Origin of the sequence: Microlunatus elymi (genome assembly GCF_007362775.1) — a bacterium.
Lineage (GTDB): Bacteria > Actinomycetota > Actinomycetes > Propionibacteriales > Propionibacteriaceae > Microlunatus > Microlunatus elymi.
Map to the genome: position 1 here is coordinate 2,691,432 of NZ_CP041692.1, position 19,462 is coordinate 2,710,893.

The 19,462-nt window shown below is 63.9% G+C and carries 10 protein-coding genes; 3 read left to right on the top strand and 7 right to left on the bottom strand.

Annotated features, from left to right (window positions below; all coding sequences use genetic code 11):
* Positions 1–138: 138 nt before the first annotated feature.
* Positions 139–1,323, bottom strand: a complete 1,185-nt coding sequence (locus FOE78_RS12130) for an amino acid aminotransferase (protein WP_143986517.1) — start codon at positions 1,321–1,323, stop codon at positions 139–141.
* Between the two features lie 126 nt (positions 1,324–1,449).
* Here FOE78_RS12130 and FOE78_RS24795 point away from each other — a divergent pair, with 126 nt between their 5' ends.
* A complete protein-coding gene (locus FOE78_RS24795) occupies positions 1,450–2,598 on the top strand; it encodes an HNH endonuclease family protein (protein WP_407662577.1) in 1,149 nt (382 codons plus the stop codon).
* A 43-nt stretch (positions 2,599–2,641) separates the two neighbouring features.
* Here FOE78_RS24795 and FOE78_RS12140 read toward each other — a convergent pair whose 3' ends face one another.
* The 5 genes from FOE78_RS12140 to FOE78_RS12160 all read right to left on the bottom strand — a co-directional run bounded on the left by FOE78_RS12140 (position 2,642) and on the right by FOE78_RS12160 (position 12,204).
* A complete protein-coding gene (locus FOE78_RS12140) occupies positions 2,642–5,539 on the bottom strand; it encodes a UPF0182 family protein (RefSeq protein ID WP_168207496.1) in 2,898 nt (965 codons plus the stop codon).
* A 1-nt stretch (position 5,540) separates the two neighbouring features.
* Positions 5,541–6,413, bottom strand: coding sequence for an ABC transporter ATP-binding protein (locus FOE78_RS12145; protein ID WP_143986519.1), 873 nt, complete (start codon positions 6,411–6,413; stop codon positions 5,541–5,543).
* Complete coding sequence (locus FOE78_RS12150; RefSeq protein ID WP_143986520.1) at positions 6,406–7,359, bottom strand: ABC transporter permease; 954 nt, start codon at positions 7,357–7,359, stop codon at positions 6,406–6,408. Before FOE78_RS12150 ends, FOE78_RS12145 begins: the two co-directional genes overlap by 8 nt.
* Before the next feature lie 81 nt (positions 7,360–7,440).
* Positions 7,441–9,315 carry a glycosyltransferase family 2 protein gene (locus FOE78_RS12155; protein ID WP_168207497.1) on the bottom strand — a complete coding sequence of 625 codons (1,875 nt, stop codon included), beginning with the start codon at positions 9,313–9,315 and terminating at the stop codon, positions 7,441–7,443.
* Between the two features lie 393 nt (positions 9,316–9,708).
* A complete protein-coding gene (locus tag FOE78_RS12160; protein WP_143986522.1) occupies positions 9,709–12,204 on the bottom strand; it encodes a hypothetical protein in 2,496 nt (831 codons plus the stop codon).
* Positions 12,205–12,472: 268 nt separating this feature from the next.
* Here FOE78_RS12160 and FOE78_RS12165 point away from each other — a divergent pair, with 268 nt between their 5' ends.
* On the top strand, positions 12,473–13,630 hold the full coding sequence (locus FOE78_RS12165; protein ID WP_143986523.1) for an acyltransferase family protein: 1,158 nt from the start codon (positions 12,473–12,475) through the stop codon (positions 13,628–13,630).
* A 147-nt stretch (positions 13,631–13,777) separates the two neighbouring features.
* On the opposite strand, the gene FOE78_RS12170 is transcribed toward FOE78_RS12165, so the two are convergent.
* The gene (locus tag FOE78_RS12170) at positions 13,778–15,625 is read right to left on the bottom strand and encodes a glycosyltransferase (protein WP_143986524.1); all 1,848 of its coding nucleotides are present in this window, start codon (positions 15,623–15,625) and stop codon (positions 13,778–13,780) included.
* 453 nt (positions 15,626–16,078) lie between these two features.
* Between FOE78_RS12170 and FOE78_RS12175 the strand changes: the two genes are divergently transcribed.
* On the top strand, positions 16,079–19,453 hold the full coding sequence (locus FOE78_RS12175; RefSeq protein ID WP_143986525.1) for a CDP-glycerol glycerophosphotransferase family protein: 3,375 nt from the start codon (positions 16,079–16,081) through the stop codon (positions 19,451–19,453).
* Positions 19,454–19,462: the final 9 nt, after the last annotated feature.

Consider the following 19,462-nt stretch of genomic DNA (forward strand, 5'->3'; position numbering starts at 1 on the left):
CCGCGCTCGAGCGCTCGCGTGTTCGAGCATTCCGGCGCCACCGGCCGCGCCCATTGTCACCGCTGCCTGCGGTTACGCTGCGATCGGCCGCACAGCTCGGGCACAGCGTCAGCAATCCGGTCGTCGGGCGATCGAGTATCAGCCGGCGACGGCGGCGATGGCGGAGATGACGCGGTCCAGGTTCCCCGGATTGATGGCGGCCACGCACAACCGGCCCGAATCCAGCCCGTACACCGCGTGATCATCGCGCAACGTGATCATCTGGTCCTTGCTGAGCCCGGAGTAGCTGAACATGCCGTTCTGCCGGGTGATGTGATCCTGCCCGGTGACACCCGCGGCGGCCAACCCGTCGACCAGGGCGCTCCGCATCTGCTTGATCCGATCCCGCATGCCCGCGAGCTCGGACTCCCATTGCGTACGCAGGGCCGGATCGGTCAGCACCGAGGCGACGATCGCCGCCCCGTGCGTCGGCGGATTCGAGTACGTGGTCCGGACGATGATCTTGAGTTGGCTGAGCACCCGACCGGCCTCGTCGGCGTCGGCGCAGACCACGCCGAGGGCTCCGATCCGTTCGCCGTAAAGGCTGAACGTCTTGGAGAACGAGGTGGTGACCAGGGTGACCAGACCGGCGTCGACGAACCGGCGTACGGCGGCACCGTCCTCGGTCAGCGACTGCGCGAAGCCCTGATACGCCATGTCCAGCAGCGGCACCAAGCCACGTTCGGCGACCGCGTCGACCACCCGCTGCCAGTCGTCCGCGGTCAGGTCGTAGCCGGTCGGATTGTGACAACATGCGTGCAACACCACGACGCTGCCCGGCGCCGCCGCACGCAGCGTGTTGATCATGGAATCGACGTCGACCCGGCGATGCTCGGCGTCGTAGTAGGGATACTCGGCGACGGTGAGACCGGCCCGAGCGAAGATCGCGCGGTGGTTCTCCCAGCTCGGCGCCGAGATCAACACCGTCGCATCCGGCGTTGTCTGCTTGAGAAAATCGGCCGCGACCTTCAGCGCGCCGGTGCCGCCGAGGGACTGGACGACAGCAATTCGATCATGATCGGCCGCGCCGAACACCAACTCCTTGACGGCCGCGTCGTAGGCCGGCAGCCCGTCGATCGGCAGATAGCCGTACGGCTTGCCGCCGGCCGCCAGCTGCGCGTCGACGGTCCGTACGCAGTCCAGGATCGGCACCTTGCCGTTGGCGTCCTGGTAGACGCCGACGCCGAGGTTGACCTTCTCCGTTCGGGGGTCGGCGACGAACTGCTCGGTCAGGCCGAGGATCGGATCGCGCGGGGCCCGCGGGGTTTCAGCAAACACACTCACGATGCATCATCGTTGCACCCCGACGGCAAATTGCCGATTCCGTCTCGACGCGGCACGGACAGGAAGCCGGCAGATTGTGGTTAGCTGACCGAACTGTCGCATCTCAGAACTTGGGGGAGGACTCCGGTGAGGCGGTTACCGCGCAAGCTGGTGATGTTCGGTGCCGGCATCGTGGTCGGTCTGTTGATCCTGGTGATCGCCCTGGTCGGCCGCGGCAACCCCGACCCGACAACCGCAGGGCCGGAGTCGAGTCCGAGGGCAACGACACCGGCGTCGCCGACCCCGGCCCGCCCGGCATCCACACCGAGCCAGTCGGCCTCACCGCACCTCTCGCCAAGATCAACGAGTCCGAGCGAGACCGCTACGTCGAGGAAGCCGAAACCCGCACCGACCAAGATCACGACAAAGGCCGCACCGAAGCCGTCGGCCAGCGCGAAGCAGGGCACCGCGTTGGCGGCCGTCGCCACCCTGCCGGTGAAGGGACGCGCACCGAAGACGGGCTACGACCGGGACGAATTCGGTCCGGCCTGGGCGGACACCGACGACAACGGCTGCGACACCCGCGACGACGTCCTCAACCGTGATCTGAGCAGGAAGAAGTTCGACGGCTGCGTGGTGTTGCGCGGTGTGCTCGACGACCCGTACACCGGCGAGACGATCCACTTCCGGCGCGGCATCACGACCTCGGCGAAGGTCCAGATCGATCATCTGGTGGCCGAGTCGGACGCCTGGCAGAAGGGCGCGCAGCAGTGGACTGCGAGCAAGCGGGAGAAGTTCGCCAACGACACCCTCAATCTGCTCGCGGTCGACGGCCCGGAGAACGCGTCCAAGGGAGACGGCGACGCGGCCACCTGGCTGCCGCCGCAGAAGTCCTTCCGGTGCGACTACGTGGCCCATCAGGTCGCGGTGAAGCGGCTGTACGGACTGTGGGTCACGGCGGCCGAGAAGGTCGCGATGCAGCGTGTGCTGCGCAGCTGCCCGACCATGAAACTCCCAACCAGGCAAGCGATTCCGCCGCATCCGGCCACCACGTCGCACCCGAAGCACAGCACGCGTCCGAAGACCGGCTCCGGCTCGGACGGCAGCGGTTCGTCATCCCGTACGGGAAGCGGTGACAGCAACCCGGGTTCCGGCAGCGGAAGTGATCAAGGAGTGGTGCATCCCGGTGCGTTCTGCGCGCCGGCCGGCGCTACCGGTCACACGGCCAAGGGCACGCCGATGGAGTGCAAGACCAAGCCAGGCGATCCCCGCAACCGCTGGCGCAGCGCATCATGATCAACCCAGCATGATCAACTCGGCGGATTTCCGAGGGCCACGATCACCCGAGTGTGCCCGCCGACCGGATCGCACTGCTGATCGCCGACCCGATGCTGTTCTTGAACGACGGCTGACCGTTGGCGTACAGGGCGATCACGTGCCGCAGGATCGGGAACGAGACACTGCCGCTGGAACGGGTGTAGACCGGCTCGACGTACAGCATCCGGCCGGCCACCGGGATCGCTTCCAGGTCACCGAGAACCACTCGGGAGTTGCCGCCCCGCTGCAGCGTCAGCGCCTCGGTGATCTTGGTGTCCGACTCGATGTCGTTCTGCACCTGGGACGGCGACTCACCACCCGAGCTCGACGGGAAGTCCAGCACGGTGAACTTCCCGTACGACGGCCCCGGCTGGGCGTCGACCGACACGAACGCCGCCAGGTCGCGGCCGTTCAGGGTGGCCATCGGGCTGGACAACGCGTAGCGCTCGTTGCCGTACCCGTCGGCGGACTGCGACATGTACTTCGACGGCAACGGGGCGCTGATCGTCCCGGCCGATTTCGCGTTCAGCCTGCTGGTCCCACCGATCGTCGGATCGGTCGGCACCGACCAGAAGTCGTTGCCGCTGTAGAAATCCGCCGGATCGGTCACGTGATACTGCGCCAGCACGGTGCGTTGCACGTTGAACAGATCGGTCGGATAGCGCAGCTGCGACAGCAACGCGGGGGAGATACTCGACTGCGGTTGGACCAGGCCGGGAAACACCGACTCCCACGCCTTCAACAGCGGGTCCGGATGCGACGCCTGATTCCACTCATAAAGCGTGACCGCGCCGGTGTAGGCGTCCACCACGGCCTTGACCGAATTCTGCATGTAGTTGATCTGCGTGCTCGGCTGGGCGACCGAGGCCCCGTCGGCCACCAGCGTCGTCGACGTGGCGGAGCGGAGATTGATCAGTTGCGAGTCCGGATAGTTCGAGGTGGTGGTGTAGCCGTCGACGATCCACTTGATCCTCCCGTTCACCACCGCGGGATAGACATCGCCGTCGAGGGTGAGCCAGGGCGCGATCGCGGCGACCCGGGCGGCGGGGTTGCGCACCTGGAGCAGCTGCGAGGCGTGGTTCACCTCCGAGCTGAAGAAGACGTTCGTCGAGTTCAGCCGGATGGCGAACAGCAGCCGGCGCAACGCCGATCCGATCGGGATGCCGCCGTCTCCTCGGTACGTGGTGAAGGCCGACGTCGCGGAGCCGTCCGGGCCGGGGTGATCGAACTCCAGTTCGCGGCTACTGCCGGCCGGCTCGCCGACGATCGCATAAGACGACGAGCCGAAGCCCTGCCCGAAGTAGATCTGCTCCCGGCTGACCGGGATCTGCTGCGCCGGCGGCATTCCCTGATCCAGGAAGACCGGACTGGCGGTCGCGGGATCGATGGCGGTCGTCGGCGCGGCGACCACGCCGTAGCCGTGCGTGTAGACGACGTGCTGATTCACCCAGCTGTTCGACGGCAGCGCGCCGGGGTTCAGCTCCCGCACTGCCAGCACGACGTCCCGCGACCTCCCGCCGAGGTCGTAGTGACTGGTGTCGAGGGTCGACTTGAACGCGTAGTACGACTGCACCTGCTGCTTGACGTTGAAGGTCGGCGACAGTTGATTCGGGTCGATCACCGACTCCTGGGCAGTGCTGGAGGCCAGCCGCACGAGCCTGGCGGAGTCGGTCGAGTTCGAGCTGCTGTACGGGACTGTGGTGAGGTCGCCGTCGAGGCCGAACGCTGCCCGGGTGGCCGCGATGTTGTTGCGGATCTCGCTGAGGTCGAGCGTCGCGGCGCCCGGCGCCTCCCGGTAGCGATACACCAGGCCGGGCAGCGCAGATCCGACCAGGTAGGCCGCGACCACGGCCACCGCGACGGTACCGACCAGCCATCGGAGGCGGCCGACCCGGCCGGCGTTCACGGCCAATGCGACGGCACAGCCGAGCGCGATGACGGTCAACCCATAAGCCGCCGGCAGGGACGCATGGATGTCGGTGTAACCGGCGCCGGTCACCGGCCCGCGCGCGGAGGTGGTCAGGCCGTAGCGCGACAGCCAGTAGCCGTACGCCTTCAGCAGCAGAAACGCGCCCAGCAGCACCGACAGCAACTGGATCATCGCGCGGGTGACCTTCCGCCGGCCGCGGCGGATCCGCCAGGCCGCGTACCAGTAGCCGGCGATCACGGCGATCCAGATTGCGTACGTGACCGCCTGCTTGAGCAGGCTGACGACCAGCTGGTGGAAGGGCGCGATCTCCACATAGAACGAGGCGTCGCGGTGGAACAGCGGGTCGGTCCGACCGAACGGTGTGGCGTGCAGCCAGAGCAGATAGGTCTGCCAACCGCCGGCCGCGCTGATGCCGACCAGGATCAGCGGGACCAGCGCCGCGGCCAGGATCAGCAGCGGCCGGAACCGCGGCTCGTACTTGCGAAAGGTCCACCGGAACGTGTCGTAGTCGGGAGACAGCGCGAGCCCGTCGATCCGGGTCACGGCCAGCATCGTCAGGCCGCCGATGAGCGCGGCGATGATCCCGAACACACCGAACAGGAGGACTCGGGCCTCGAGCATCGTCACATACGCCGAGCCGGCCCGGACCGAGTCGAACCACAGGTCGGTGGTAGCGATGCCGACGACCACCCGAAGTAGTCGCCACAGCCCGTACAGCACGATCAGCGCGATCAGCAGTCGGGGGAGCCAGCGCTTGAGGTGGCTCTTTCCCAACGTACGTTGAAAAAGCGGCGTGCCGGACACCCGGCTGACAAAAGCGCTGGCCGCGGCCAGTTGCGCGAATCCCGCCGGGACGGCCGGCCGGGCCGGCGATCGGTTGAGTGCCGACGCCTTGTTCAGCCCAGACGCCTTGTTCAGCCCAGACGCCTTGTTCAGCCCGGACGCCTTGTTCAGCCCGGACGCCTTGTTCAACTCGGAGAGCTTCGGCACCTCATCCACCCCCGTAGGTTGTCGTCCCCGGCCGCCGACCTGACGCCCCCGGACCGGGCGGCGCCAGCCGTGCCGGCGCATGCCGTTCCTGGTAGGCGTCGACCACGGCGTCGGGATCGCCGTCCAGCACGAGCTTGCCGTTCTCGATCCAGATCGCCCGGGTGCAGGTCTCCCGGATGGTGCCCAGACCGTGACTGACCAGGAACACCGTGGCCGCGTTCTCGCGCAGCTCGCGGATGCGTTGCGCACTACGGCGCTGGAACTCGGCGTCGCCGGTGGTCAGCGCCTCGTCGATCAACAGGATGTCGGGGACCCGGGCCGCGGCGATCGCGAAGCGCAGCCGGGCCCCCATCCCGGAGGAGTACGTGTTCATCGGCATGTGCACGAAGTCGCCGATGCCGGCGAAGTCGCAGATCGCGTCGTACTCGTCGATGATCTCGTCCGGCGTCATGCCGATGGCCAGGCAGCCGAGCAGGATGTTCTGGTCGCCCGACATCCCGCCCATCATCGCCGCGGCCACCCCCAGCAGGGACGCCTGCCCGCGGGTCCACACGACGCCGCGCGAGGGTGCCATCAGTCCGGCGATGGCGCGCAGCAGGGTCGACTTGCCGGCCCCGTTCGGCCCGATCACGCCGATCGCCTCGCCCCGGTACGCGGTGAAGCTGACGCCGCGGACCGCGTGGATGGAGCGCTGTCCGGGCACCGGCTCGCGCAGCAGCGTCCGCCGAAGCGCCGCTGCGGCACCGCCTTGTTGTCGTTTGCCGACGATCCGGTAGTTCAGGTGGACGCGATCCACGATCACGGTCGGTTCGGCCGGCTGCGGGGTCGGCCGCCGGTCGATCGCGGACGGTCGGCCGTCGGGAGTGTCAGACATTGCCGTACTTCTCCTCACCGCGCCAGAAGTACGGGTAGGCGAGCGCGAGCACGCCGACGGCCCAGGCTGCGGCGGACAGCCAGGTGGAGGCAGTGACCGGATTTCCGCCGAGCAGGGCGTGCCGGGCGAGCAGCAGGTAGACGTACCCGGGGTTGTTGGTCAGCAGGAAGGACACCCAGCCGTGGTGCGCGGCGGTGAAGTACCTGACGCTGTACATCACGCCGGAGGTGTACATCCACACCCGCGCCACGAACGGCAGCAACTGGCTCGCGTCCGGCACCCGGGCGCCGATCCGGGCGACCGTGAACGCCAGGCCCAGACAGAACAGCGATTGCAACGCGACCGCCGGCACGAACTCCAGCCAACGCAGGCTGGGCATCACCCCGGTCAGCAGCAGGATCGGGATCAGCACGATCATCGAGTAGAGCAGGTGCTGCAGGGCGATCAGTGTGGTCGAGATCGGCAGTACGGCCCGGGGGAACTGCAGCGCCCGGACCAGCCCGAGATTTCCGGCGATCGCTCGCGAGCCCGAGACCAGAACGGTCTGGCAGAAGGAGAACACGAACACGCCGACGGCGAGGAACGGGATGTAGTTGGGAACGCCGCGGTTGATGTTCAGCAGCAGGCCGAAGATCAGGTAGTAGACGACGATCCGCAGCGTCGGTGTCAGCAGCTGCCAGGCCTGCCCGAGAAAGCTGCGTTCATAGCCGACGCTGCTGGACGCGGTGGCGTACGCGACCACGAACCAGCGTCGCTGCCACAGCCGCCGGGTGTATTCGCCGATCGGCAACCGGGCGCCGGCGCGCTGCAACCCGGGCGCCGGCGGCTCCAGGTCGTCGGTCGCGGCGATCCGGTCGGCCGGCGCAGCCGCCAGCGCGGAGCGTTGCCCGATCGGATCCCGCGCGGAGCGCCGCCCGAGCGCATTGGATGCGGCTCCATCGTCCACGCTGTAAAGGAAACACCTTGCCGGCGATCAAACCTGAGGACAATGCCAGGCAGGCCGGAGCACGCGTCCTGACACGATCCGCTACTTGATCAACTTCCGATAGGTACGCCGAGCCCGTTTCCGAAGCGAGGTGGGCAGCAGTCGCCCGGCAGGCTTGAACACCGGCAGCACCCGCTGAGCAAGTTTCGGTGAGTTTTCCGTTGCAGGATAGGGCTTTGCGGTCGTACGGGGAGGCGTCGCATTCTTGGCCGGTGCTGCGTTCTTGGCCGGTGCAGCCTTCCTAGCCGGTGCTGCCTTCTTGGCGGCCGGCTTGGGCTCAGAAACCGTCTCCACCGAGAAGTCGCCGGCGCCGCCGATCCGTAGTTGAAGCCCGAGCTGCTGATGCTTGGCCGGTGGGAATCGGCCGCTCAGTTTGCTCACTCCGGCCAGGCCGCTGAGATAACACTCGATCCGCGCGCCACGGTCGTCGGCCTGCAGCGTCGCCGGCAGTGCGAACTTGTCCTGATAGAGCGTCCCGCGCAGCGTCGCTTCGCCGCGTACGGCCACATCGGGCAACCGCAGCGTGAGCAAGCTACCGGCGGCCGACTCGTCGATGTTCGCATCGGAGGGCCTGGCGGTGCCGAAGATCCCGTGCTTTGCCGCGCCGACATCGAGCGCGAACTGCTTCTCGTCGTCGAACGGCGTGACCGGCACGCCGTCGATGATCGCGCCTCCGGTCGGCACGTACGGCACAGCCGCCGTGGTCGGCGCATCGGAACCGCCGCCGGCCAGTCGCACCCAGAACCGCCAGACGCCACGGGACAGCGGCGAGCCGCCGGCCGCGGTGGCAACGTCGATCTCGGTCGCCAGTTCGAACGTCCGGGCTTCACCGGAGCCGTCGCGTACCGACACCTCGGCGGGCAGCTCGTAGGGGGCGGCGGTCGCCGGATTGCGCACCACCAACACGGGCACCAGGTCGGCGAATCCGTCCGGCGTGCCTGCGGCTCCGGCGGAGACCTCGACCCTGAGCCGAAGGGTCAGATTTCCGTCCCGCCAGCTGGACGACATGACCGTCGAGTTGATCTTGATCTGGGCCCAGTCGCGATGGGCAGCCAGAGCCGCGGCAAGGCCGCTGTCGGCGTCAGCGGCATCGAGCAACGCGCTCAGGGCGCCGCGATGCGCCGGCGCCACGGCCGACATGTCGGCGCCCTTGGCATGCCGGCGTACGACCTCGGTGATCGACTGGGCCGGGGTCGTGTCGCGATCGCGTCGGATCGCGGCGGCGGCGTGAGCGGCGACGAACCTGACCCGCTGGTTGCCGTCGAGCTCCTGCGCGGCTGCATCGGCGTCCCGCCAGACCTCCTCGGCAGTCTCATCGGTGCCCGCGCCGGCCCCCTGGCCGACCGGGCGGTCGACCAGCGTGCCGATGGCCTGGGCGGCCGCGAGCAGCTTGAGCCGCGCGGTCCGCCAGCCGGTGTCGGCTGAGTTCATCGACTCCCGCAGCAGGTCGGTGCGGATGAGCGCGACCGGTGCCAGCATCGCGATCGCCGCGTCGGGGTCGTCCGCCCGCCACGGCTGGGCGAGGGTCTCCGGTACGAAGCCGACCGGGCCGAGGCCCGCGGTGCGTCCGAGCACGACTTCCAGGCCGCCCTCGTCCGCCCGCTGCAGCAGCGCCGACAACGCCCACGGCTGCAGCCGATCCTTTGCATCGAGAATTACGACGAAGTCGGCGTCGGCCTCATCCACCGCGGTGCGGACCGCCGCGGAATCGGCGGCGGTCCGCACCGCGACGTTGGGCCGGTGCGTGCTCAAGTCGGCCAGCCGTTCCGCCGTGCCGTCGGTCGAGCCCAAGTCGACGAAGATCACCCGATACTGCTCGTACGGCAGATCCTGCGTGTCCAGACTCCGGACGAGCGCGCGAAGCTGCGTGCCCACGTTGAGCACCGGTACGACGACGGTGACGGTCGGTTTCGGCATTGATCCTCCGTGGCGATTGCTGGCTCGGGGGAGTCCGTGGTGATCCCGGTGCCGACCGACATCGATCCGGACCCAACTTGCAGCCCGAATGTACGGCATCGCCCCGCTGCGCGCCTCCGTTGCTAAGGAGCGAGTCGGCTGAGAGCGCGGTGGAAGCAGAGCAGCCCCCCGTTGGGATGGGAATATCACGCATGAGCAAGACACGGGGCGCAAACCGCGCTGTCGTCATCGCGGCTTAGCTACGCTGCAACGAAGCTGAAGGGACGCGGAACCCGGGAACACCTCGTGGCTCAGGTCGAAGATATCGCCGGGCAGAGTCTCTCGACCTGCCGGAAATGAATACCTTCACCTCGGTCAGGTCTTGATAGACGTAGCCAGATCGAGTGGGGCAGATCACGTATTCCCGGCGTCGCGCTCTGCGATCCACCGTTCGTTCTGATATCCGACGCCCGGCTCCCACGGCTTGGGCTGGTGGGCAAAATGCACGAGTCCAGCGTCAGCCGGCAGCTGCGTGGCGGCTGCTGTTTGAGCCCAGCGATCGGGGAGCGGGGCGTGGTTTGCGCCAATCAGCAGTAGCAACTGCTGTCGATTGCTCAATTTGAGATGCCGGGCGTACCTCCGTGCGAGTTCCCCGAGTCGCTCGGCGCGGAGCCGTGCAGCGTCAAGTACCACGACGTCTGTTCGAAGGGAGGGCAAATCACGGGGTTGGCGAATAAGTGCCTCGCGCCTGAGTTCGGCCGCGAGTTCGCGATCCCTCAATCGGGCGGCGGCACTGCGTAGCTCCTCCATGCCCGAACCGAACACATTGTCAGCTGAGCGCGCCATGGCGGCTGGCCGGCCCTCCAAATCGACCTCCGCCAACTCGGCCACGTCTGCTAGGCAGAGAGATTCCGCTGACAGTTGCACAACGCGGTCTGACTCTACGAGGTCTGGGAGACTGAGCGTCAGCGCGACCTTTGGCACCTGCTTCGCGTCAACATTCCGCAAAGACAGGTTGTCGACTCGTCTGGCGAGGGCGCCGAGCGGGGAGCGTGCGGAAAAGGCGGACTGAGAAACGTCGGTTGTGACGACCAGCCACTCGATCGGCCGCGTGCTCCTCGACATGACCGACTTGACCAGCACCTGGAAGGGAAGGATCTGCGCTCGGTTGATGGAGGTGACGATGGTCACCGCGGATTGTGGGTGGGCTCTGCTTTCCGTCACCGTGCGGATCGCGGCTTTGGCCTTCGCCATTCGCGCGGAATCATCCATTGCAGCAGGGAGTTCCGCGACTGGCGCGGCGAACCGACGACGGGCGGCGGCAACTCGATCGGCCGTCGCGTCTCGCCACAGCTGACGAATCGTCGACTCCTCCTCGCCGCCGAGAATTGCTGTCATGATTGGCTCAAGAAGGTCATTGATCCCGTTTCGGATGGATGTGAACTCATCATCTGTGATGCCAGCTAGACCAGGATAGCGGGGGTCGGCTGGGTTGTTTGGAAGGAATTTCACATCCATACCGAGGGACCGCGTCGGCATGTAGCAATGAAGGCGCTTTGTGTGCACCTCAGCGAAGTGGCGGTACCCGTCGAGCATCGTGTGCACTCGGCGAAGTTGCTGGGCCGGGGATTGATCCCGCATCCCGTCGTCCATCTGGCTCGCGGTTGTTGCACCGAGTGGTGCGTCCGGGGCCTCAACATAGATTGTTTCGTCGCGATCGATCGTCCGATGGCGGTCGAAGACAGTCGAAACCGTAGACGTGATGCAGCCGCTGAAAAAGGCCGGAACACCCGCTTTGAGAAGCAGATCGACAGTTGTCCAGTCGCGGCAGCCCACCGGACCATACCGCTTCAGATAGTTGACCGCGTCGTCGGTGAGGAAGGATGGATGACGACAATAGAACGAGAGAATGATGGGCTTGATGTTCTCGTTGAGGGGGATTTGGTAGTCGAGGCCGAAGATCGGATACATCCACCAGCCAATAACCAGCATCCAGGTGTTGGGAGGGATGTCGTTAAAGCGCGTGGCATCCCGGTCGACGATCATGACGTCGACGTCCGCCCTTGTCGGTCGACGAAGGTCTTCGGGCACCTGAGATTGGAAGTACTCGAGGGCGTCCACCAATTCGGGATCGCCATGCAACTTGACTTGATGGCGCACCAAATGACCGAGCGAAGCAAGCGATTGAACTGGGTCGCCGAGATTCCATGAGGAACTCTTCCGCTCAGGGCTTCCGAACGAGAGAACACCGAAGCGTACATGTCCATCGGAGAGGCGCGGCGCAGGGTGCGGTCCGTGGTCTGTAATCCACGGCGCGAGCCAGTCCCGCTGAACCGCCGCTGGGCGCCATTGATCCGGGAACGAGTCAACTGCCTCTGCAAAGCGCCGATACAACGCTCTCGCGAGTTCTGAGTTCGAGCGCCCGAGCGCCGTGCCAGTTAGGTGATACCAGCTCTGCACCGGCAGATCATCAGGGGAAAGGTTGGCGAGGTTGCGAAGTATTCTCGCAGCTTCACTGGGGTCGACACGCATCGCGGCTTTGGACGCTTCCGCCGGCGCGTGTGCTGCCCACAGCCGCGAGTCGACCCCGGAGAAATGAGCCCAGGCGGCGTCTGCATCTCCCCGCCTGAACGCGATGAGACCGTGCAAGAGTGCGGCAACATCTTTTTGCCCCCCGAGCGCGCCGATCGCATTTGCAAGCGAGATTGCGTCGGCCGGCGAAGACTTCAGGCGGTCGCGCACATAGAGGACCGTGCCAGCTACTGATGGACTCTCGGCGCTGACGGTCCGGCTTGGATCAGCCGAACGGGTCCGGTCTCGCAAGACGCGGTCGAGGCCGCGCTCGAGACGCTGGCGGACATCGACGACGGATCGAGACAGGCGGAGGTCAGCGATGGCGGAGGGGATCATGGGCCTCGTGTGTTCGGGGTCAGTAGCTGTGCGGTGTATGACATGTACCGACGCGGCTGATGGTGCGGGTAACGTCCCAGCGCGACGACTACTTGAGCCGATCCGCACGGAACAAGTGCTGAGCGTACGCCATCGAATGCGTGTCGCGACAAATGACGGCGCGGTGCCAGAGGCGCACGACATCCGTTGATACGGTACCCGCCGTGGATGAGACGAGAAGAGAAGTCGACGCGGGCAAAATCCATCGCCACTCGGAACAGGCCTTGCCATGGTGACGGCAACCGTCCAGGGGCTTGCCTCGCGAGCCCAGGGCCGCCTTCGCGGACTAGACGGGCTGCGGTTCATCGCAGCAGCGGGCGTCGTCGCATACCACTACACAGGCAAGGCGATCGGCTACTGGGGTCATGTGGCGCCCGCCGCGAAGTTTCCGTCGCTTAACGAGCTGACACGGTACGGGTTTATCGGCGTTGAGTTCTTCTTCATGATCTCTGGCTTCGTAATCTTGATGACCGCCTATGGGCGCGGAGTCGAAGATTTCGTTGCTTCCAGATTCTCTCGACTCTTTCCTGCATACTGGGCGGCGGTCGTAATCACCGTCGTCCTGCAGCTGTTCTGGCATTCGGGGCGCGGCTTGAAGCCAGTAGAGGTCTTCGTCAACTTCACTATGATGCAAGAGGGCTTCAATATCGTCAACGCGCAAGGCGCATTCTGGACATTGTGGGTAGAATTGAAATTCTACTTGTTGATCGGAATCTTCGTGCTCGCGGGAATAACTCGGAAACGGGTTATCGCATTTGCACTTATCTGGCCAGTCTTCGGACAACTTGCGGCGGCGACGCACGAGTCACTGCTCGTTTCACTGCTCGTTCCTACGTATGCTCCGTACTTTGCAATAGGCATGCTTCTCTATCTGATCTATCGGGACGGGGGTGACATCGTTGTTTGGCTCGGAGTTGCTTTGAACCTTGTGTGGTGCGTGCATCATATTTCAAATTACGCGCCAAAGGTCAGTAAGCTGGTGGGCGCGCCCGTATCCCCCATGGTGCTGTCAATCATCGTCGTCATCATGGTAGCAGCGATCTGGTCAGTCAGTGCCGGCCCGCTGGCGATAATCGATTGGCGGTGGCTCACCGTTGCGGGGGCGCTGACGTATCCCTTGTATTTGATTCACGGGCAGTTCGGCTTTTTTGTAATCGACCAGCTCCATAATGTTCTGCATCCTTACATCGCATTGCTTGTCGCGTTTCTCGTTTCTCTCGGCTTGGCTGCCGCGTTGCACTACGGGGTCGAGAATACACTCCACTATCGCTTGCGAAGCACCGTTCGGGCTGCCCTAAACAAGGTTGGTCGCACGGCCGAGGTGAAGCCGAAGCGTGGGAATCCGGCACCCCATCCGGAAGTCGCGCCGGGTGTCTCGGCGGAGTAGTTCGGCAGGCGCGTACCCATGACAGACTCCGGGTTGCGGTGCGGCAGGAGAGCTACTCGATCGCTGTTGGGACGGGTCAGGGACTCGATCGCAACCTACCTGGATCGGAACTTCCGTAATGCCGTACCAATCAAAGAATTTGGTTTCCTAGAGTGCATTTGATCGGCGGGCAGTAAAACGTAAATGTCCATCCGGGGAAGCATCGGCGTCCCAGTGCACCGGTGCGACTAATGTCACGGGAGCGGAAAACGGCACTTGCCGCACTGCTCCAACCACCTCTACACGGGCCAGCGTGTTGCGTGTGCCATCAGCTTCGGATAATGCGACGCCAGGGTCCAGGCTCAGGGAGCCAGAAACACCGGATTCGATCAGGTCGTGAAGTTCGAATTGCCGAGTTAGCGCGGGACCCGATGTTTCCGGGACGATCCTCAGGCGGGCATCGATGTCGCTCTTGTCTATCTGCCGGCCCGCGACGCACGACCAGCGTAAGTCCAGAGCAACTTCGATATGCTGATTGACGTCCTTGTGCGCCGTTGCATTGCATTGGACGGAGGCGACGGGCGGGGCGATTTCCCGCTCTTGCCAGAGTCGTCGGACTAGATCTGCCCACGCCTGAGTGACGGATTCAGATGAACAGGCCTGCGCCCGCCTGCGACCCGCCTCCCCCATGCGCTGCGCCATGTCCTTGTCGGTGCAGATCTGCACGATGCGGTTGGCCATCGCGTCAATGTCGTTGACCGGAACGGTGAAGCCAGCTGCATCTTTGCCAATCAAGTCCGGCGGGCCATACCGCAGGTCGAAGGAGATGAGCGGGCAGCCTCTGGACAGGCTTTCGAGAGCAGCCAACGGAAACCCCTCGTACCTGCTCGTCATCAGTGAGAAGCCAGCAGTCGCGAACTCGCGAGCTGCACCCGTGACGTGGCCGTGTAGATGTACCGCACCTTGTAGGTTCTTGCTCACGATCAGCTCTTCAAGCTCTTCCCGCTGTTCACCCTCGCCGTAGATGTCCAGGACCAGGTCAGGAACAGACTCACGTGCTAGCCGCACCGCCTCGATCGCAGCCGCCAGGTTCTTGCTCTTGGCGAGCCGGCCAATAATCACACCTCGAGCCGGATTACGCTGTGCTGCTGCCGAGTCGTCTTCCGGAATCTTGACGGGATTGGGGATGACGGCAAGGTTGGACGCAGACCCGTAACGAGCTGTGTATTCTCGGTGCTGTGTATCGGTCAGAAATACCAGCGAGTCCCATCTCCAGGACTCCTTGAATATCTTCTCGCGGTTTGGATCGAGCTCGCCGCGCTCGTGATCTCCGGCAGACTTGATATGGTTGCTGTGGATTGGCGTCACCATTAGCACATTCGGGCGATGATACCGACGCAGGATCGTTGCGGCAGACTTGTCGTCGAATATAAACGTACTGCGTTCATTTCCAGTCAATTCGTCAAGCCAGGCATAGTAGAACTGGCTCGCTCCTGCGTAGGTGCCGACTGGTTCGCCATCTTTATTGATAAGCCAAACCTGTCGCTTCGTCCGCTTGTCATTGTTGTCGAGCTCGCTGTGGTCCACGAAGAACACGGATCCATCGGCGCGAAAGCACTCGCGGTACACAATCGCGTTCTCGTCATCTCGGAAGACGTTTGCAATTATGAGGCCGTCCTGATCGAGCAATTGCTCATGGCGGAAATCACTGCGATCTGGGCGCCGGCTCCGCCAGTCTGGAGCCTGGACTGGTTCCTGTTCACCCAGGTTGCGTTCGCGGTAGTATTCGAATACGTTGAGGACCTTATTCTCGGGAAGTAGGTAGCCGCGCTTAATGAGGGACTGCTCTAGTGCCTTGTAGCGACCTGTGAGCGAAAAGCTGAGGACCGGCGCATTGACGCCCGCATAAGTTAAGAAGTTCCGGGCTCTGGCCATGCACATCGATGTCATGCCGCCAAACTGCTGGGCAATATTCCACATCACCATGAAGTACTTGCCCGGGGGTAGCTCGATCATTCGTCACTCTCGTTTCGGTCTGCGGTCGGGGCCGGCCGAGCTTGCGGTCCGTGCGTCGGGACCGAGGTAATGAGCAGACGGTAGCGTGATTTGGGCGGCCCAGTCGTCCAACACTCGGAATGGCTTGCGGTGTGCGCGGCGAAGAACGGTTATCGCCTTGCGTCGCGACGAGGACTCTGCCAGGAAACCAGCGGGCCAGTCGCTTGAACTGACGCCATGGCGGAGGCTCCTCACGATTCGGGCCGCCAGCGGACACATTGGGCGAACGTGAGGTGTCGTCGTTAGTATGTCGCGAGCCGCGCAGGCGTGGCCTCTGCGTGAGGTCGATGGCGAGTTGTCTAGTCTGCCCTGTCGGCCAGGCTTGAGCCCTTGAGAGAAGCACCAAGCCCTGTTCGTGGAGATCGGAGGACGGATATCGTGGCGCTGGGGTCGCTGAGCTTGCGTGGGTCCCGGGTGAGCGGGGTCGCGCGACGTCTGCCGACCCCCCTGAAGCGCCGCGCTCGTGCGATTGCGGTTGCAGTGGCGCGACCGCCTGCACAAGAGCGGCCCAGCCGACTCAAGTTCAGCATCGAAGGCGACTACGCGGTCCTGAAGTTCGATGTGCGGCGCGGCCGGAAGCGTCCGACTGGTGTTTGCCTGTGGATGCGTGACGGCCGGCACTGGTTCTACAAGGTGTCGCAGCCCGATGCGAAGGGGATGCAGAAGGCCCGGATCAACCTTCGGAAGTTGATCGAGCGACAGCAGCTCTCGGGGCAGAGCGCCGACTTGTACCTGGATTGGCGTGACACCAAGGTGCAGCCTCCGATGTTGGAGCGGCTCGGGAAGTTCGACGAGACGACGCGCGCGCGCTGCTTCGACCAGGTCGAAATCGACGGTGTCGAGGTGGTGCTTGAGCCCACTGGGTTGGGCAACCTGTCGGTGCGGTTCAATCACTCGAACGTCTACAAGCCCAAGGTGGAGTACCGCCGTATCGACTGGCACCGGTCGAGTGTGACGCTCGTATGTCGTGTCCGGACGTACAACCGACCAATCCGCGACGCGGCCCTAGTTGTGACTGGGCGTGAGACCCAGAATCGAGCCGAGTTCTCGGTGACATACACCCTCGATAAGTCGGCAGCCCGAAAGGATTTTGGGCTGCTGAGCTACGAGATGAAGATCGAGCTTGACTTCGAGGCGATAGCGAAAGCGCTTCACGACGACGACGCGACCTTGGACTTTGCGGTTGAGATGGCGACTCTGGGCGCAGATGCGCCACGACGTATAGGCCTCGTCCTGCCACCCGGAAAGTCCGAGCGCGATTTGCAGTCAATCCCAATAGCGTCCGGCAGGCGCGTAGCTTTTTTTGTCCCCTATCTGACGTTTCGCAACCGGCGACTGACCTTCCGCGTGGAGCGGTTCACTGAGGACAACTTCAAGCTGATGCGCAGGCTGCAGCGTGTCGGTTGGCTTGTCCCGCTGGTGAAGCCGCTGACAAAAGTCTGGTTGATTGGAGAGGTGCCGTATAAGGCGCAAGACAACGGATACCGGTTTTTCGAGTACGTACGGCGTAACCATCCGACGAAGCGTGCGTTTTACGTGCTCGATCACGACTCGCCCGATCGTGAGAAGGTAGCCAAGCTTGGCAATTTGGTCGAGCGCTTTTCTCGCGAGCACGTACTCTACTCGTTCTTGGCCTCGAGGATCGTCGGCTCGCATCACGCTGAGTATCTCTATGTCACCCGAGATCGAGCGATATCCCGGCATATACGTGGCGTTCGTATATTTCTGCAGCATGGTGTGACGGCGACCAAAAATGTTGTGCCGAACTATGCGCGTCAGGGAACAGTGGAGAAGCCTACCGAGCGGTTTGTCGTCGTCTCCGAGCTCGAGCAGAAGATCGTCACCGAGGACTACGGCTACGCGCAACGGCAGGCGCCGGTTGCAGGCTTTGCGCGATTTGACTCCTTGTTTGGTGATCCGGTCACACCGGATCGCACAATTCTCGTCATGCCCACGTGGCGAGACACGCTCGTTCGACTCGAGAAATTCCTGGAGAGCGACTACTACGCAAACTGGCACGGTCTGCTTGGCGATCCGCAACTACAGCGACTGGTCGAGGACCACGGCTACACCGTGACCTTTGTGGTTCACCCCAACATGCGGATGTTCGCTGACCACTTCGATCTCCCGGGTGTGAGCCTGGTTCGGCAGGATGAGGTTGACGTTCAGGAACTACTTCGTCGCAGCTCCGTCCTTATCACCGACTACTCAAGCGTTGCCTGGGACTTCAGTTTCCAGGGTCGTCCAGTGCTCTACTTCTTGTTCGACCTGCACAACCTGGCGAACGAGCGCGCACCGCATATCGACTTCCACACGGAGTTGCCCGGTCCGGTCCTGTCGTCGCCGACAGACGTCATCGAGGAGCTTGCGGAGACGCTTCAGCGCGGCGCCGGCATGAAGCCCGAGTACCGTCGTCGCGCGGAGCTGTTCATAGACAACCGCGACACCGACAATTGTGCTCGGATCTACGACGTGGTGGAGAACGCCTGGACACCACTCACCGCATGGGATCGCGTACGCAACTCGGACTGGGCCCAAGCGCAATGGTGGTCCTTCCGGAAGAGCGGTGAGACCTACTTTAAATGGGTGCGTCGCCTCTATGCCTTCGGTCAGCGGCTGCCGCGCAAGCAGACCGTCATGTTTGAATGCGACCGGGGCGCCCACTTCGGTGATGCCCCTCGTTATATCTACGAGCGTCTTATCGAGCGTGACCACGGTTTGAAGATCTTCTGGTCCAATAACACGACGCAGCGGTTCCCGGATCCCAATACGACCAAGATCAAGCGACACTCGCCTCGGTACTACTGGGAGCTCTCACGAGCTCGCTACTGGGTTAACAACCAGAACTTCCCTGGCGATCTGAGCAAACCGAGGCGGACTCGTTTTCTTCAGACATGGCACGGCACGCCCTTGAAGCGCATGCAGCACGACGTTCCACACATGTTGAGTCGCGATCCCGGATACCAGGAGCGGGCCGCGCGGCTGACAAGCTACTGGGATGTCCTGCTGTCGTCCGGTCCGTACGCCACCGAGTGCTTTCGAAGTGCGTTCCGATACGAAGGGCCGATCCTCGAAGTGGGATACCCGCGGAACGACCCGTTCTTCTGGGGTGACGCCGCGACACGTGCCCAAGAAGTGCGGTCCCGGCTAGGGCTCGGATCAGACAGCCGAAAGATCCTGCTGTACGCCCCGACCTTCCGTGACGATGAGCGCAAAGGCGTTCACTGGAAGCACAAGATCGAGCTGGACCTGGACCGGCTCGTGCGTGAGTTCGGCGACGAGTACGTGGTCGTGGTGCGCTTCCACCAGCTGGTCAGGCAGTCGATGACGAAGCTCAAGCTGAGCCGCGACGATGTTCTGATTGACGGCTCTACCTATCCAGACATTCAAGAGCTTCTACTTGCGACTGATGTGCTCATTACGGACTATTCGTCAATCTTCTTTGACTTTGCCCTTCTCCGCCGTCCAATCCTGTTCTTTGCCTACGACATCGAGAAATACGAGAAGGATCTCCGCGGTTTCTATCTCGATCTCGCCGAGAGCGCGCCGGGTCCAGTGCTTCGCACGAACGATGAATTGTTCTCGGCCCTCAGTGATCTGGAAGGCCTCACCGCCGAATATGCCGATCGGTTGGCCGACTTCGCTAGACGGTACGGTCCCGCAAGTGACGGGGGTGCCAGCGATCGGGTGATCGACGCGTTCTTCGGCAACATTCCAGTCCTGAGTCAGGACGGGCCCCGCAATCGTGTGGACCCGGCCCCCGTCGACGTCAGGTTTGAGGCATCGTGAGCGTGGCGG

Bases quoted from the DNA above. Each gene is read 5' to 3' on its own strand.
- FOE78_RS12145 (WP_143986519.1), bottom strand. From the start codon at position 6,413: ATGTCTGACACTCCCGACGGCCGACCGTCCGCGATCGACCGGCGGCCG.
- FOE78_RS12155 (WP_168207497.1), bottom strand. From the start codon at position 9,315: ATGCCGAAACCGACCGTCACCGTCGTCGTACCGGTGCTCAACGTGGGC.
- FOE78_RS12160 (WP_143986522.1), bottom strand. From the start codon at position 12,204: ATGATCCCCTCCGCCATCGCTGACCTCCGCCTGTCTCGATCCGTCGTC.
- FOE78_RS12165 (WP_143986523.1), top strand. From the start codon at position 12,473: ATGGTGACGGCAACCGTCCAGGGGCTTGCCTCGCGAGCCCAGGGCCGC.
- FOE78_RS12170 (WP_143986524.1), bottom strand. From the start codon at position 15,625: ATGATCGAGCTACCCCCGGGCAAGTACTTCATGGTGATGTGGAATATT.